The following is a 15,275-nucleotide window of genomic DNA, read 5'->3' as shown; positions in this document are numbered from 1 at the left end:
TTAACATTTAAAAATCGAGACATGTATATCGTACGAAGTGGCGCTGCCGATAAATTTGATAGCTTGGTTTCCGAACTGGGGCAGAATCCGGTTGAGATTATGGCTGCCGTCGGGCTGTCTGCGGCGCAGTTTCGCAATCCCGATACGTATCTCGCCTACCCTAGGCTGGCTGAATTGCTGGAGGAAGCGGCTGCTCGTTGTCAGCAACCGCTGTTTGGCGTGTTGCTCGCCGAGCGTCAAAACCTACAGAGCTTGGGAGACTTGCCAATGCTGGTTTCCCGGGCGCAAACGGTCGGTGAAGCCTTGGCGCGGGTGAATGATTTTCTCTATCTGCATTCGTCAGGGGTCACTCTCAACATGACGCCACAAGATGATTGGGTACGGTTGTCGCTCAATATTGATGTGCACAGCGAACGAGGTATCGCACAGCTGATGCAGCTCAGTGTGTCGCATCTGGCGATGTTTATTGCCAGTCTGCTTGATATTGAAGCAAGTCACTTCGCGCTACATTTGACTCAACACGCAACATTGGAAGTAGAAAAAAGCAAGTTTGCCCAGCAGAACAAACTGCGTTTCAGTGATAAGTTTGACGGTATCCTACTTAAAGCGACTCTGCTTAACGCTAAGAACCACCAAGATGAAGACGCACTAGAGCGCCATTTTCAACAGCACCTCAAAGAGCTGCAAACCCGTTACCCCAACAATCTCAGTGACCAAGCAGCAAACATGATTGGCCGTCTGCTCTCAACCGGAGAATGCAGCGTTGAGCGCGTTGCAAGAGCATTGGACCTGCATCCGAGAATGCTGCAAAACAAGCTGAAACAACAGGGCACAAATTATCGGCAGCTTTTACAACAAGTGCGTCAGGATTTCGCCGAACAGCGATTGCATGAGAATATTCAGAGTATTACCGATATCGCGTTGCAACTGGGCTATGCAGAAACTGCGGTCTTCAGCCGCCACTTTCGCCGTTGGACGGGGAAATCGCCGAGATAATGGCGACAAGAAAAAACTCAGTTACAAACGTTTAAGCCCATCAGATAAAAGCATAGATAACCTATCGCTCAGACCAAAAAGTGTGAGGTGGGAGGGTTGGTATCGAGAATTTCAGCAATCACAGATAACCCGTGTTTGATGTAGCCTCGGTTTGTTTCTGCTCCCAAGCTGATTCGCACGTAAGGCATTGGCTGATTAGTATCGAGAACAAACGGTTTATATCCAGTGATCTGCACCCCTGAACGCTTTGCCGAAGCAACCAGGTCATCGCTATTCCACTGCTCGGGTAGTCTCAACCAAATGTGCTGTCCATTCGGGTGCGAGCTATAAACATGCCCTTCTAAAGCGGCTTTTGCTATTCGCTGTCGCTTAGCAAACTCATTGACTTGAAAGCGAATAAGTCGATTTAACGTACCGTTTTCGATCCACAAATGAGCGACTTCAAATGGTAATGGAGTCGCAGACCAACTCGTTGCCGCTAAACGACCAATCGCGTGCTGCAAAAAATGACGTGGGACCGTCAGATAGCCAGTGCGCATGCCTGGCGCTACAACTTTGGTTAAACTGGTGACATAGAAAGCTTGTTCGGGTAACAATGTGGCAAGGGGTGGGACACGGTTAGGTTCTAGTGCTCCATACACGTCATCTTCAATTACATAGATGTCGTATTGCTGCGCAATATTCGCTATCGCCTCTCGGCGTGCAACATCCATATGCGCACTAGTCGGGTTAGCCATGCTCGGTGTGCAACACAATACCTTGATTGGTTTGTGTTTACATGCCCATTCAAATGCATCCGGCGTTATACCAAACTCATCCATTTCAAGTGGTTGCAACTTAAATCCAAGCATTCTCGAGCGAGAGATCAAGCCATGATCAACCAAGTGACCACAAGCAACTACATCACCGTGTTCAACAACTGTGCTTAAAGCCAACGTTAAACCATGGCATGCACCATTTGTGAGTAATATTTGATCGGCACCTACATCCAGCCCTTGGCTACTTAGAAATCGTGCTCCTGACTCAATATGATGAGGCTGACCTGTTACCGGCTTTGCTTTACTGATCAAACCACGATTGTTTGTTTGCCCAGCAATCTCCATTAACGCCTGATTAAAAAGCGTAATGTGGCGATCGGTCACCACTGGATGTGCAATCGACATATCAATTTCATCCGGCGTTTCTTTCATCTCTTGTGTCAGCATGAACTCCGTGTCCGTACTTTCATCCACAAAACCTGATTTGACAAAAGTACCATTCCCAACCCAAGACTCGATCGCCCCTTTTTTCTCTGCATAACCATATGCATGGCTCACCGTTTGTACGCTGACGCCAATTTGCTCTGCAAACTCACGATGTGTGGGTAATCGAGTCCCCGGTTTTAGATAACCACTGCGGACACATTCGACAAGATAGTTACCAATGGAGATGTATTTAGCGGTGCCTGGCCGAATGATCGGGTTCAAAGAAATTGTCATGACACAATATTTTAATTGATTCATTTTTAACGCTAATTGTAACTTACATTTAACAAATGGCGAACTTTAACTCACAAAACGAGGTGAAATGCACAAAAATAAACCACAATTGTAATGATTGACATGAAATGTATGGGTTAAACAAACATGTTAAACAGCATCGTTTAATCCAAATACAACCCCAGAGGTAAATTGCAATCATTTTTAACGCAGATCTGGCTAGCTGGTAGAAGGTAGAAATACCTCAGCGTCTCCGAAGGCCCATAAGGCGTCGGATTTCTAACAAGGAGAAAATATGAGAGGCGTTGCTTTGCATTTTACACTGGATGAGTTCCAGGATCGGTTAACGAAAGTCCGGCAATCGATGGAAGAAAGAGAATTGGATGTCCTTATCATTCATGACCCTTCTAACATGGCGTGGCTGACAGGCTATGATGGGTGGTCTTTTTACGTGCCACAATGTGTCGTTGTTGGTCCATCTGATGAGCCAGTTTGGTTTGGACGCTGCCAAGATGCCAACGGAGCATACAGGACTGCGTATATGTCGGCAGAAAACATCACCTACTATCCAGACCATTATGTAATGAATCCGCCGCTACACCCGATGGATTTCCTGGTCGAAGCCGTACTGGCTCCGCGCCTTTGGGATCGTGGTCGCATCGGTGTAGAAAAAGATAACTATTACTTTAGCGCCACCGCTTACGAATCACTCACCACGCACCTACCGAATGCTCAACTTCTCGATGCAACTGGACTAGTCAACTGGTGCCGCGCCGTTAAATCCGATCAAGAACTGGCGTACATGTACCGTGCCGCTCGCATTGTTGAAAATATGCACCGTGTCGCGTTCGACATGATTGAACCAGGATTACCGAAACACCACCTTGTTGCCGAGATTAACCGCCAAGCCGTGCTCGGGCATGAAGACCACTTTGGCGATTACACCGCGATTGTGCCGCTTTTGCCATCAGGTTCTGATGCTTCCGCACCTCACCTGACTTGGGATGACAGACCCTTCAAGAAAGGCGAAGGGACGTTTTTTGAAATCGCAGGGGCGCACCGCCGTTACCATTGCCCACTCTCACGCACTATTTTTCTTGGCGAGCCTGACGACAAGTTCAAACGAGCCGACGAAGCCCTAACTCTAGGACTTGAAGCGGGCTTGAAAGTGGCAAAGCCCGGAAATACCTGCGCCGACATCGCCAATGCACTAAACCAGGTTCTCGATAAAGCGGGATTCTCACGCGAAGGCGCCCGTTGTGGCTATCCAATAGGTTTGAGCTACCCGCCAGATTGGGGGGAACGAACCATGAGTTTGCGAAACACCGATAAAACCATCTTGAGAGAAGGTATGACATTCCATTTTATGCCGGGGCTGTGGTTCAAAGATTGGGGGTTAGAAACAACGGAAAGTATCGTCATTACCCATGATGGAGCAAAAACATTGTGTGATTTTCCACGCCACTTATTTGTTAAACACTAATTTTTCAAACCTTAAGCTCTGTTGAGCCAGGTCTGAGAACTAAAAGGACTTGATATGCAAAAAAGCTCGATCACAGCCACCATAGACTTTGACCGAGAAGGTGTACAGCACGGCTTTTTAACGCTGCCCTATTCACATGACGACTCCGCTTGGGGAAGTATTATGATACCTATCACCGTGATCAAAAATGGTCACGGACCAACCGCACTGCTTACTGGCGGTAATCACGGTGACGAATACGAAGGCATCACCAGCCTGCTAAAATTGACGAACTCGCTTCAGGCAGATCAAATCCAAGGTCGTGTCATTATTGTACCCATGATGAACTTACCTGCGGTACAAAATGCCTCACGTACGTCGTTTATCGATAAGGGGAATTTAAATCGCAGCTTTCCCGGCAACCCCATAGGCACAGTGACCGAGAAAATTGCGGATTATTTTACTCGTTACCTAGTTCCTAAGTGCGATTTTGCGTTAGACATTCACTCAGGTGGTAAAACGTTAGATATCGTTCCGTTCGCCGCTGCCCATCGTCTCAACAATCTCGATCAAGAAGAAGCCTGCATATTAGGTGCAAAACTGTTTGGCGCACCTTACACCATGATCTTGCTCGAAATGGACGCCACCAGCCTGTATGACACTGCCGTGGAGTCTCAGGGAAAAATCTTTGTTACCACCGAACTCAGAGGAGGCGGAACAAGCACTCCAGAAACAATCGCTTATTCCGACCGTGGCATTCGCAACTTCTTGCGCTTCTCAGGCAACTTGCCCGGTGACTACGAACAACCAACCCAACCAACTAAGTTATTAGATATGCCTGATGCAAGTTGTTATGTGCAAAGCCAGCACCACGGCATCACAGAATACTTATTTGATCTTGGCGATACCGTCAAAAAGGGAGATGTATTAGTGAGAATCTTCTCGACCGAGCGCACAGGTACCGCCCCCGTTGAGTACAAGTCACAGCGCAATGGTATTTTCGCGGCACGTCGTTTTCCTGCTATGGTGAATATCGGTGACACTATCGCAGTTATAGCCGAAGACTGCGGCGAGATAGGCTGATTGAAAAGCCAACTAAAGAAATCAAAACAAATGGCATACCAGAAGCAAACTGGAAAGCACCTTATAACAGCGACCAGTCATCAGCCTTTATGAAATGATTAGTATTCAACAGGGAGACTCATAATGCGCCTCGATCGCTACGACGTAAAAATTCTACAAATACTTCATGATAATGGTCGTATCACCAAATCTCACCTTGCCGAGGCCATCAACCTATCCGTGAGCCCTTGCTGGGAGCGCGTCAAAAAACTGGAAGAAGCAGGCATCATTGAAGGTTACGGAGCAAAAGTAAATACCGATATTTTGTTCAAACGAACGTCGGTTATGGTTGAAGTTACGCTCAAAGAACACAACGCCCAAGCGTTCAAACGCTTCGAGCAACTGGTTCAACATTCACCAGAAGTCACTGATTGCTATGCCACGGGCGGTGGTATCGATTACATCCTTAAAATTCAGTCAGAAGATATCGACCAATATCAGCGGCTTATCGACAACTGGTTAGACTCAGATGTGGGCATTGAGCGCTACTTTACTTACATTGTGACAAAAACAATCAAACGTGATGCGGGCACATTCGAAGTAAACCAAAACGCTTTGTTATAAAAGGGAAAATGCGTATCAGGCGTGAACAGAAAAAACACCATATTTAACGGCACTAAAAAGAAAGTTCTGACGTTTTAAACCTCGGTATCAGAAATTATTTCGGTCACTTCTCCATTACAGTTTCATTATGGACAACGATGCTGGGAGAAGGACTCATGACAGCACTGCACAGCTTACACGCTGAAGAATTAAAAGCCTCGCACGACATGATGGCGATAATGAAAGACGTACGTTTGGTGAGAGGTTTAGCGTACGTGAATGGCAAATGGGTAAGTGGTGATCAATTTCATCCGGTGGATAATCCAGCAGATGGCACGGTCATCGGTTACATCACTAAGCTATCTCAGCAACAACTCTATCAAGCGATTGATGAAGCCGACCAAGCCTTTCGTCAATGGCGAAAAATGCAAGCAGAAGAGCGCGCTGAAATTCTCATGCGTTGGCACGACCTGATTCTAGAATCAAAGCAAGATCTTGCCCATTTGATGGTGATGGAGCAAGGAAAAACACTAGGTGATGCTGTAGGTGAGATTGACTACGGCGCATCCTTTGTTCGTTGGTTTGCCGAAGAAGCACGCCGCTGTTATGGCGAAACCATCCCAAGTCATATTCCGAATGCGCAGCTATCAACGGTGCGCGAGCCAATTGGTGTCGCAGCACTGATTACGCCTTGGAACTTTCCTAATGCCATGATCACACGCAAAGCCGCTGCCGCACTAGCAATAGGCTGTCCGGTGATCATTAAGCCCGCCAGTGAAACGCCTTTTTCTGCGTTAGCGTTGGCAGAGTTAGCAGACCGAGCTGGCTTTCCACCTGGTGTATTTAACGTGATCACTGGCGATGCGGTGATGGTGTCACAAACCTTGTGCCACTCCGATAAAGTCAAAGCGCTCTCGTTCACAGGCTCAACTCGAGTAGGCAAACTATTGCTACGCGACGCGGCACAAACCGTGAAGAAGTGCAGTATGGAGCTAGGTGGTAACGCCCCTTTCATCGTGCTGCCAGATATGGATGTCGAGCAAGCAGCCAAAGCCGCCGTGGATGCGAAGTTTCAAACCGCAGGACAAGACTGCTTGGCCGCAAACCGTATTTTCGTCCCTGACGATAAGTACGAAGCATTTTTGGAAGCATTTGCCAAAAAAATGAGCCACATCGTTTTGGGCAATGGCTTAGACGAAAAAACCACCATGGGACCGCTTATTAATCGCACTGCGGTGGATAAAGCGCATGATTTGGTGCGTGACGCGCTCGACAAAGGCGCACGATTGGTAGCGGGATACCACCAGCCCGTACCAGGCGAAAACTTCTTCGCGCCGACATTGCTAGCCGATGTCACCCCTGAAATGGCGGTGTATCGCGAAGAGAATTTTTGTCCTGTGGCAGGCGTATTGCCTTACCAAGACTTAGATACCGTGATTGAAATGAGCAACGACACTGAGTACGGCTTAGCTGCCTATGTTTATGGTCACGATATTCACCAAATTTGGCACTGCATGCGCGGTTTGGAGTTTGGCATGGTGAGCGTGAACTCCGTCAAAATGACAGGGCACCCTATCCCATTCGGCGGCGTGAAACAGTCTGGTCTTGGACGAGAAGGAAGCCGTCACGGATTTGAAGAATACAGTGAAATCAAATACTGCTGCTTAGGCGCTTTACCAACCGTCAGTGGCAGTTGAGGCACGAAATATGGATATCCAATTATTCGAGGAGAAGGATCATGAGTAACAAAACCCAACAACTTTTAGAGATCGATCGTCAGAGAGTATTTCATGCCTCAACCCACCTGAAGCAGTATGCGGCCGGGGAGCTTCCGGGAAGAATTATCTCGAGCGGAAGCGGAATACGCATCACCGATTCAGAAGGCATCGAGCTGATAGACGGCTTTGCCGGGTTGTATTGTGTAAACATTGGCTATGGCAGGACCGAAATGGCCGATGCGATTTATGAGCAAGCCAAAGAACTGGCGTACTACCACACTTACGTCGGTCATACGAACGAAGCGCTCGTGACACTGTCAGATCGCATCATCAAAATGGCGCCTGAAGGCATGAGCAAAGTTTACTACGGCATGTCAGGCAGCGACGCGAACGAAACTCAACTTAAGTTGGTGTGGTATTACAACAATGCTCGTGGTCTACCAGAGAAGAAAAAAATCATTTCGCGTGACCGCGGCTACCATGGTTCAAGTATCGCGTCCGGTTCAATGACAGGTTTACCGTTGTTCCACGCCCATTTTGATTTACCACTTGAGCGTATCAAACACACCATCGCGCCATATTATTATCGCCGTGAAGACGAGAGTATGTCTGAGCTTGAATTCTCTCAATATTGCGCAGATCAACTCGAAGCGATGATCTTGGAAGAAGGCCCAGAAACGGTAGCAGCAATGATTGCGGAACCAGTGCTCGGTACTGGCGGTATTGTGCCACCACCAGCAGGGTACTGGCAGGCGATTCGCAAAGTACTCGACAAATACGATGTACTCTTGATTGCGGATGAAGTGGTGTGTGGCTTTGGTCGCCTCGGCTCCGATTTTGGCTCACTCCACTACGACATGAAACCAGATCTCATCACGGTAGCGAAAGGGTTAACCTCAGCGTATCAACCGCTGTCTGGCGTGATCGTCGGTGAACGAGTTTGGAGTGTGCTAGAAAACGGCACCGACCAATGGGGCGCTATCGGACACGGTTATACCTACTCTGGTCACCCAATGGGAGCGGCAGCCGCGAACTGCAACCTCGATATCATTGAACGTGAAGGCTTAGTGCAAAACGCGGCCGAAGTCGGCGCTTACTTGCAGCAACGTATGGCAGAGACGTTTAACGATCATCCATTAGTCGGTGATACTCGTGGCGTTGGCTTGTTGCATGCGTTGGAGTTTTCTTCAGACAAGCTTCGCCGAGCACACTTTGATCCAAACTTGAAAGTAGGCCCGCAAATCGCGGCGGCCTGTTTAGAGCAAGGCTTAATCGCTCGCGCTATGCCACATGGTGACATCCTCGGTTTTGCTCCACCGCTTATCGCGAATCGCAACGATATAGACACCATTGTCGACAAAGCGCATCAAGCGGTAAACAAAGTGATGGATAACCTCGTCACATCTAAACAGTGGCAACCATAACCCACCTAGATTTCAGTAATGCTCGCGGGCTTTGGAGAAGGCCCGCTTTGCACTTTCCATTAAAGAGATAACAAGCCAACCAAACATTTTAGACCCATAGAAAGCACTATTATTTACTACAAGTGGCAATAGTGGGTAAAATGCCCAAAATTGCGCACTAACTGGATAAAACATGGCAAAACTTACCCTTCAAGAACAAATGCTGAAAGCTGGCTTAGTTAATGAAAAGAAACTAAAGAAAGCGAAGAAAGGCTCTAAAAAATCACGCGTTCAAGCACGCGAAGTAAAAGCGGCGGTTGAAGAGAATAAACGCCAACAGTTAGAGCGTGATAAACAATTGAGCGAGCAACAAAATGCTGAGCGATTAAATAAAGAGATCAAAGCGCAGATCAATCAATTGATTGAGATGAACAAGATCGACTTAAAAGATGGCGACATCAAATACAACTTCACTCACGGTACGCTAGTGAAATCACTTTATGTAGATTCACTTATCCGCGAGCAGTTGATCAAAGGTATTTTGGCAATCGCAATTGTTGGTGAAAGCTATGTTGTCATTCCACGTGGAGTAGCGAATAAAATTACTCAACGTGATGAGTCCGTAATCATCGAACAAAAAGAACCTGAATCGGACATTCCAGCAGAAGACGATCCATACGCAGATTTCGTCGTGCCTGACGATTTGATGTGGTAACAATAAATTAATCGATACATCAACGAAAAGAGCCGCTAATGTAACATCAGCGGCTTTTTTTATAGAAAAATAATCTACAGAGATGATGTTTTGTTATTGCTTACTTAGAAGCAAATTCGCACCTGATGCAGCTAAAAACAACGAACATCCGCGATTGAAACGTTTCGCCATTTTTGGATTTGAAAACCAGTGTCTCAAGTACAAACCAAAGATGGCATAGATTGAAATGGCGACCATTTCTAATATCAAAAACGTCGAGCCAAGGGCAAAAAACTGCTCTTGAACGTTGGCATTGGCATCAACAAATTGCGGCAAGAATGCAGTAAAAATAAGAATCGCTTTCGGGTTGCCAGCAGCAAGCGTAAATTCTTGCTTCGCAAGTCCTGCGTAATTGCGCGAATTGTCCAAGTCAGAGATCGGACTGGACTCTGAACGCCAAAGGTTGAACGCAATCCACAGTAGATACAGCGCCCCTACCAGCTTTATTGCCAAAAATAGCATTTCTGACGTATACAAAATCACAGCCAGACCTGATGCAGACAACGCAATCATTGCTGAAAAAGCGGCAATTCTGCCTAAACTGGCCGTAAACGCGGCCCTAAAGCCGTAACAACGCGCATTATTCATTGCCAATAAATTGTTTGGGCCTGGAGCCATATTTAGAGCGAAGCAAGCAGGAATAAAAAGGAGAAGCTGCCAAATATCCATAATAAAATGGTCTTAGTGAGTGATATTGATCGGTACCCTAACATCTGTTAATAAAGTGAGTAAACCACAAACCGATCTTAAAGCAACTCAGCATCAAATCGTGCCGTGCGAGCTTGAACTAACGTGCAGTTCGTTTCAGCCATCAGCTCCGCTAAGGTGATGTTTGGGTTTTGTCTCACCAAACGTATCAACTTCACGTCCAAAGGTTCCAATTTGTCTTGGTGAGCAAGTAGAGCTTGTTCGATTTTGTTGATCGCAAATCGCATCGTCTCTGCTTCTTCGTTTTTGAGATGCTCTAAAAACGCTTTTACATCCAAAGCCTCGCCTGAGATTTGCCAGTGACGAGATCGTCTAATTCTCTTAAGATCGCACTGTTTTTCTGCTGCGAGTGTTTTCGCTCGCTTGGCATGGTCACCCCCAATACGGTGAATCAAGGATGGGAGCGAAATCGTAATCTTCGTTTCTTTCATGGCTTTTTCTTTCATCGCCTTAGCCCTCAACCACCGACACATTCTCGCCAACCCAAGCCAACAACTGTTTTGCCGCTTTGGATAACACCTGATTTTGACGCACGATGTAGCCGAAATCAGTGTTTGGAAAACTTGGCAAAGGCGTAACTTCACGAGAAAGCTTTAATCTCGGATCGAGCGAGAAATCCGGCACAATAGCAGTCCCAAACCCTGCTTCCGCCCAGTCAATTTGTGCTTCCACACTGCCCACTTCCATCACGCGATGCTTAGGCAGATTTAGTTCAGGTAAAGACGCATCAATCAGCTCTCGGGTTCGAGTATCGTGCCCTAGCAGGATCAGCGTCTGGCTCTCTTTTCGATTGTCTTGCCACTCAAAAATGTTATCGCCAAACGCACACCAGTGAATCTGCGTGAGAGGCGTAAAATGCAGCGGTTGACTCTCTTTTTGTGCGATAACAAAGCCGATATCGGCACGCGCACTTTTCACCAAATCCACCGCTTGAGAAGATGTGGTGTTGAACAATGCCAAGTCGATCCCCGGATATTCACTTTTGAATTGCTGAAATGGTTTGATAAGCAGTAAACGTGAAACAATATCGCTCGCCGCAATAGAAAGCGTCCCCTGCGTAAGATCGTTGATGGCATTGAGATCCGACTGACAAATTTGCAGCTCATTGAGCATCCGCTGCGCCGTAGCTAACAAACGCTTCCCCGCTTGCGTCAACTGCACGGGATTTCGCTCAATCAATTTCGTGCGCGTGGCTTGCTCCAACTGCTTGATATGCAAACTTACGTTCGGCTGCGTCATGTGCAGTTCCGTCGCTGTTTTGCCGAAATGTTTTACCTCTGCAAGAGTTACGAAGGTTCGCAGCCAGTTCAAATCTAACATTGCCAATTCCGATATGAAATTCTTATCAAGTTAATGAGTATAATTAATTTCTCTTATTATGGCGAACGTCTTAAGATTTTTGCATCTGTTTTTGGAGATTAAATTATGTCGTCTATCGTTGTTGTGGGTGCAAACTGGGGTGATGAAGGCAAAGGCCGCATCGTTGACTTTTTGGCAGAGCAAGCTTCTGCGAGCATTCGTTTCCAAGGTGGTAACAACGCGGGTCACACCGTGGTTAACGATCTAGGTACGTTTAAGCTGCACCAGCTACCAAGTGGCGTATTCAACCCAGATTGTTTGGCAGTGTTAGGTCCGGGTATGGTTATCAGCCCTGCGTTGCTGTCTCAGGAGATTGCGGAAGTTGAAGAAGCGGGCGTAAAAGTGAATATGTGCATCTCTGATCGCGCAACACTGTGTCTACCTCTACACGCACTAGAAGATACGCTAGAAGAACAACGTTTAGGCGACAAAGCATACGGTTCAACTCGTCAAGGTATTGCACCTGCGTACGGTGACCGCGTAATGAAGAAAGGCATCCTAGTTGGTTGGTTGAAGCAACCAGAAGTATTGGTTGAACGCCTTCAATTCATGATGGATTGGAAACTGCCGCAACTGCGTGCACTTTACCCGACGTTCGAGTTTGAACAAACCGCTGAAGAACTGGCGAACTGGCTGCTAGAAGTTTCTGCACCTTGGCGCGATTCAATTTGCAACGTAACGCTTCCTCTAAAAGAACTACAAGCGAAAGACAAAACACTATTGTTCGAAGCACAGCTTGGCGCAGGTCGTGACCTTGTTTACGGTGAGTACCCTTGGACAACATCTTCTAACGTTGTATCAATGTACGCGGGTATCGGCAGTGGTCTTCCGGCACTTCGCCCTGAGCGCGTTATTGCGGTTGCAAAAGCATTCAGCTCATCAGTAGGTACTGGTACGTTGATCACTGCAATGGAAGAGCAAGATGCTTTCCGCGAACTTGCAGGCGAGTTCGGTGCAACTACAGGTCGTCCACGCGATATGGGCTACTTCGACGCAGTCGCTACTAAGAATGGTGTTGAACTGCAAGCAGCAACTGAAATTGCGCTAACTAAAGTAGACTGTTTGACTGGCCTTAACGATCTGAAAATCTGTGTTGGCTACGAAGGCGACCACAACGAAAACCCAATCTGGCCTCAAACTGCCTCTCTTGCACCAATCTACGAGAAGATGGAAAGCTGGAGCGAGGACATCACTGGTTGTCGTAAGTTTGAAGAGCTTCCAGTAGCAGCACAGAAATACGTTCTACGCATTGAGGAACTCATGGGCGTACCAGTAAAAATGGTGTCTGTGGGTCCTGGTCGTGAACAAATGATTATGCGATAAGATGTGAATTAACACATCATTGGCAAGCGGCTTTTATCTGTTCCGGGGTAAAGCCGCTTTTTTTTACACTGTAAACTTTGAAAAATTGCACGGTTAAATTCATGTTTAGTAACCTCATCACGAGACTCCTACCTCCTTTATTTATAAATCAATAAATTATAGGGCTTAACACGTTGTGCACGTTACTAGCACATCTCACTTGTTAAAGAAGCACGTCAATTAGGTTAACTGGTTGATTTGATATTCTTTAAGTGATTAGTTGATCACGATCTTCATCTGCAATTTGTTGAACTAGTACTCAAAAAATCTAACCCGCTGTTTTTAGGATAGATGAGTTCCCCAACATCCAACCTAACAGCAGGTGATTCCCATGACGAAAAACATTTTCCGCCTCAGTACGATAACCCTTGGTTTGTGCCTTAGTTCTTTGTCTTTCGCGCAATCCGATCTTCCGAACATTAAAATTCTTGCCACTGGCGGCACCATTGCAGGCGCAGGTCAATCTGCAACCGAGTCAAACTACACAGCAGGTAAAGTCGGCGTTGAATCATTGATTTCTGCGGTGCCGAGTATGACCAAGATTGCCGATATTTCTGGAGAGCAAGTGGTCAGTATCGGTTCACAAGATATGAATGATGAAGTGTGGCTAAAATTATCGAAAAGAGTTAATGAGCTACTCGCTCAAGATGATGTTGACGGCATCGTCATTACTCATGGTACGGATACGTTAGAGGAAACCGCTTACTTCCTTGATCTGACCGTCAAGAGCACAAAGCCTGTCGTGATCGTCGGTGCAATGCGTCCTTCCACCGCAATGAGTGCTGATGGACCAGTCAACTTATACAATGCAGTCGTAACAGCCACCGATGAAGATTCAGAAGGACGTGGCGTGCTAGTCGCAATGAATGACACGATTTTCGATGCGCGAGATGTGACAAAAACCAATACAACCTCCGTCAGCACTTTCCAGTCACCCAACTTTGGTGCTATCGGCTACATTCATAATAGCGATGCCAAATATCAACGAAGCCCAGAACGTAAACATACGACAGAAACCCCATTCGATGTATCAAAGCTTACTAAGTTGCCTAAGGTCGGTATTGTTTATAACTATGCAAATGCCTCCAATTTGCCAGTGAAAGCCTTTGTGGATGCGAAGTTTGACGGCATCGTAAGTGCTGGTGTCGGTAATGGTAACTTGTACCACACTGTGTTTGATGAGCTAGAGAAAGCGAGTAAAGATGGCGTTGTTGTTGTAAGAAGCTCCCGAACGCCTAGCGGCTCAACCACTTTGGATGCTGAAATTGATGACGAAAAATACGGCTTTGTTGCCGCTGGTACATTGAACCCACAAAAAGCACGTATCTTACTGATGCTGTCACTGACTCAGACCAAAAACTATCAAGACATCCAAAAGATGTTCCAATACTATTAATTCTGTCTAAGGTTCATTCGATAGAGGAGGTATACATCTTACCTCCTCTTACACATAGCGACATGAGCGTCTCTTGTTAGCCAAACAAGCGACGCTTCATTCCTGCTTTTTCCAGAATACGCGTAGTAATTTCCTCAACAGACAGAGAGGACGTATTGATATATGGGATCGCCTCTCTTCTAAACAACGCCTCAACAGTGTCTAGCTCCAGCTTGCACTGCTCTGTGCTAGCGTAATCACTTCCAGACAAACGATTTTCACGGATTTCAGTCAAGCGCTCGGGATCGATAGTCAGCCCAAACAACTTATGACGATGGATCTCAAATTCAGGCAACAAACGCATCATCTTCACATCTTCCGCAATGAACGGATAGTTCACAACACGTAAACCAAATTGCATCGCCATATACAAGCTAGTCGGCGTTTTTCCACTACGCGACACGCCAAGTAAGATGATATCAGCTTGCTCCAACCCTTTTAGTGTGATGCCATCATCATGCGCCAATGTGTATTCAATAGCCGCAATACGGTCAAAATAGGTGTCGGAATCTTTCCCCACGCTGCGAGAACGCTGCAACTTAGGCTTTGGTGCCATCTGAATGTCGTCTTGCACTTTCTGCACAATACTCTCCAACACATCGTAACTGTATGCTGGCGCTTCAAGCAGCATTTCACGTACTTCTGGAACGACAATTGAGAAAAAGACCAGAGGTTTGACGCCATTGCGCTGGTAGGAAGTTTCAATTTCTTTGACTACGTCAGTAGCTTTGTCCTGGCTTTCAACAAACGGAAAGGTTTTTTCGTTAGGAATGAACGGAAATTGACCGAGAACAACATGCCCTAATGTCTCACATGTTATCGCCGTACCGTCAGAAACATAGAACACATCACGACTTTGGTTATTTATTTGCATTTCTGTTTAATTTTTCAAAATCTTTTGAGTAGGATGGTACACATAATATTAATAAATCAGT

At 46.5% G+C, this 15,275-nt stretch carries 14 protein-coding genes; 9 read left to right on the top strand and 5 right to left on the bottom strand.

Features of this window, described 5'->3' with window-relative positions; genetic code table 11:
• Positions 1 to 21: 21 nt before the first annotated feature.
• Positions 22 to 996 (top strand): AraC family transcriptional regulator ligand-binding domain-containing protein, encoded by a 975-nt coding sequence (locus R7Z10_RS05775; RefSeq protein ID WP_318104295.1) that lies wholly within the window; start codon positions 22 to 24, stop codon positions 994 to 996.
• Between the two features lie 68 nt (positions 997 to 1,064).
• Here the strand turns inward: R7Z10_RS05775 and R7Z10_RS05770 are convergent, their stop codons facing one another.
• Complete coding sequence (locus R7Z10_RS05770; RefSeq protein ID WP_081248204.1) at positions 1,065 to 2,498, bottom strand: PLP-dependent aminotransferase family protein; 1,434 nt, start codon at positions 2,496 to 2,498, stop codon at positions 1,065 to 1,067.
• A 271-nt stretch (positions 2,499 to 2,769) separates the two neighbouring features.
• On the opposite strand from R7Z10_RS05770, the gene doeA reads away from it, so the two are divergent.
• The 6 genes from doeA (at position 2,770) to R7Z10_RS05740 (ending at position 9,437) form a co-directional block, all read left to right on the top strand.
• On the top strand, positions 2,770 to 3,957 hold the full coding sequence (gene doeA / locus R7Z10_RS05765; protein ID WP_318104293.1) for an ectoine hydrolase DoeA: 1,188 nt from the start codon (positions 2,770 to 2,772) through the stop codon (positions 3,955 to 3,957).
• Between the two features lie 54 nt (positions 3,958 to 4,011).
• Entirely contained in the window at positions 4,012 to 5,019 is a 1,008-nt protein-coding gene (doeB, locus tag R7Z10_RS05760) for a N(2)-acetyl-L-2,4-diaminobutanoate deacetylase DoeB (protein ID WP_115386511.1), read from the top strand.
• A 123-nt stretch (positions 5,020 to 5,142) separates the two neighbouring features.
• Positions 5,143 to 5,622: an Lrp/AsnC family transcriptional regulator gene (locus R7Z10_RS05755; protein WP_005387046.1), complete on the top strand. Its 480-nt coding sequence runs from the start codon at positions 5,143 to 5,145 to the stop codon at positions 5,620 to 5,622.
• 155 nt (positions 5,623 to 5,777) lie between these two features.
• Complete coding sequence (locus R7Z10_RS05750; RefSeq protein WP_213987123.1) at positions 5,778 to 7,298, top strand: NAD-dependent succinate-semialdehyde dehydrogenase; 1,521 nt, start codon at positions 5,778 to 5,780, stop codon at positions 7,296 to 7,298.
• Positions 7,299 to 7,339: 41 nt separating this feature from the next.
• Complete coding sequence (locus R7Z10_RS05745; protein WP_053304591.1) at positions 7,340 to 8,743, top strand: aspartate aminotransferase family protein; 1,404 nt, start codon at positions 7,340 to 7,342, stop codon at positions 8,741 to 8,743.
• A gap of 172 nt (positions 8,744 to 8,915) precedes the next feature.
• Positions 8,916 to 9,437 carry a DUF2058 domain-containing protein gene (locus tag R7Z10_RS05740; protein WP_054574550.1) on the top strand — a complete coding sequence of 174 codons (522 nt, stop codon included), beginning with the start codon at positions 8,916 to 8,918 and terminating at the stop codon, positions 9,435 to 9,437.
• A 93-nt stretch (positions 9,438 to 9,530) separates the two neighbouring features.
• Here the strand turns inward: R7Z10_RS05740 and R7Z10_RS05735 are convergent, their stop codons facing one another.
• The 3 genes from R7Z10_RS05735 to R7Z10_RS05725 all read right to left on the bottom strand — a co-directional run bounded on the left by R7Z10_RS05735 (position 9,531) and on the right by R7Z10_RS05725 (position 11,504).
• A complete protein-coding gene (locus tag R7Z10_RS05735) occupies positions 9,531 to 10,145 on the bottom strand; it encodes a LysE family translocator (RefSeq protein ID WP_017633575.1) in 615 nt (204 codons plus the stop codon).
• Positions 10,146 to 10,222: 77 nt separating this feature from the next.
• Positions 10,223 to 10,615, bottom strand: a complete 393-nt coding sequence (locus tag R7Z10_RS05730) for a ribosome recycling factor family protein (RefSeq protein ID WP_017819813.1) — start codon at positions 10,613 to 10,615, stop codon at positions 10,223 to 10,225.
• Positions 10,616 to 10,634: 19 nt separating this feature from the next.
• Entirely contained in the window at positions 10,635 to 11,504 is an 870-nt protein-coding gene (locus R7Z10_RS05725; RefSeq protein ID WP_005373812.1) for a LysR family transcriptional regulator, read from the bottom strand.
• 105 nt (positions 11,505 to 11,609) lie between these two features.
• Between R7Z10_RS05725 and R7Z10_RS05720 the strand changes: the two genes are divergently transcribed.
• Together R7Z10_RS05720 and ansB are read left to right on the top strand one after the other, a co-directional pair.
• The gene (locus R7Z10_RS05720; protein ID WP_017819812.1) at positions 11,610 to 12,866 is read left to right on the top strand and encodes an adenylosuccinate synthase; all 1,257 of its coding nucleotides are present in this window, start codon (positions 11,610 to 11,612) and stop codon (positions 12,864 to 12,866) included.
• 370 nt (positions 12,867 to 13,236) lie between these two features.
• On the top strand, positions 13,237 to 14,301 hold the full coding sequence (gene ansB / locus R7Z10_RS05715; RefSeq protein ID WP_054702553.1) for an L-asparaginase 2: 1,065 nt from the start codon (positions 13,237 to 13,239) through the stop codon (positions 14,299 to 14,301).
• Positions 14,302 to 14,377: 76 nt separating this feature from the next.
• Here ansB and R7Z10_RS05710 read toward each other — a convergent pair whose 3' ends face one another.
• Complete coding sequence (locus R7Z10_RS05710) at positions 14,378 to 15,214, bottom strand: pyruvate, water dikinase regulatory protein (protein WP_005373820.1); 837 nt, start codon at positions 15,212 to 15,214, stop codon at positions 14,378 to 14,380.
• Between the last annotated feature and the right edge of the window lie 61 nt (positions 15,215 to 15,275).

It is taken from the genome of Vibrio sp. Vb1018, from assembly GCF_033338775.1.
Classification (GTDB): domain Bacteria; phylum Pseudomonadota; class Gammaproteobacteria; order Enterobacterales; family Vibrionaceae; genus Vibrio; species Vibrio alginolyticus.
Note: the sequence above shows the minus strand (reverse complement) of the source record. Positions and strands in the feature narration are given on the sequence as shown.

Bases quoted from the DNA above. Each gene is read 5' to 3' on its own strand.
- R7Z10_RS05775 (WP_318104295.1), top strand. From the start codon at position 22: ATGTATATCGTACGAAGTGGCGCTGCCGATAAATTTGATAGCTTGGTT.
- R7Z10_RS05770 (WP_081248204.1), bottom strand. From the start codon at position 2,498: ATGAATCAATTAAAATATTGTGTCATGACAATTTCTTTGAACCCGATC.
- doeA (WP_318104293.1), top strand. From the start codon at position 2,770: ATGAGAGGCGTTGCTTTGCATTTTACACTGGATGAGTTCCAGGATCGG.
- doeB (WP_115386511.1), top strand. From the start codon at position 4,012: ATGCAAAAAAGCTCGATCACAGCCACCATAGACTTTGACCGAGAAGGT.
- R7Z10_RS05755 (WP_005387046.1), top strand. From the start codon at position 5,143: ATGCGCCTCGATCGCTACGACGTAAAAATTCTACAAATACTTCATGAT.
- R7Z10_RS05750 (WP_213987123.1), top strand. From the start codon at position 5,778: ATGACAGCACTGCACAGCTTACACGCTGAAGAATTAAAAGCCTCGCAC.
- R7Z10_RS05745 (WP_053304591.1), top strand. From the start codon at position 7,340: ATGAGTAACAAAACCCAACAACTTTTAGAGATCGATCGTCAGAGAGTA.
- R7Z10_RS05740 (WP_054574550.1), top strand. From the start codon at position 8,916: ATGGCAAAACTTACCCTTCAAGAACAAATGCTGAAAGCTGGCTTAGTT.
- R7Z10_RS05735 (WP_017633575.1), bottom strand. From the start codon at position 10,145: ATGGATATTTGGCAGCTTCTCCTTTTTATTCCTGCTTGCTTCGCTCTA.
- R7Z10_RS05730 (WP_017819813.1), bottom strand. From the start codon at position 10,615: ATGAAAGAAACGAAGATTACGATTTCGCTCCCATCCTTGATTCACCGT.
- R7Z10_RS05725 (WP_005373812.1), bottom strand. From the start codon at position 11,504: ATGTTAGATTTGAACTGGCTGCGAACCTTCGTAACTCTTGCAGAGGTA.
- R7Z10_RS05720 (WP_017819812.1), top strand. From the start codon at position 11,610: ATGTCGTCTATCGTTGTTGTGGGTGCAAACTGGGGTGATGAAGGCAAA.
- ansB (WP_054702553.1), top strand. From the start codon at position 13,237: ATGACGAAAAACATTTTCCGCCTCAGTACGATAACCCTTGGTTTGTGC.
- R7Z10_RS05710 (WP_005373820.1), bottom strand. From the start codon at position 15,214: ATGCAAATAAATAACCAAAGTCGTGATGTGTTCTATGTTTCTGACGGT.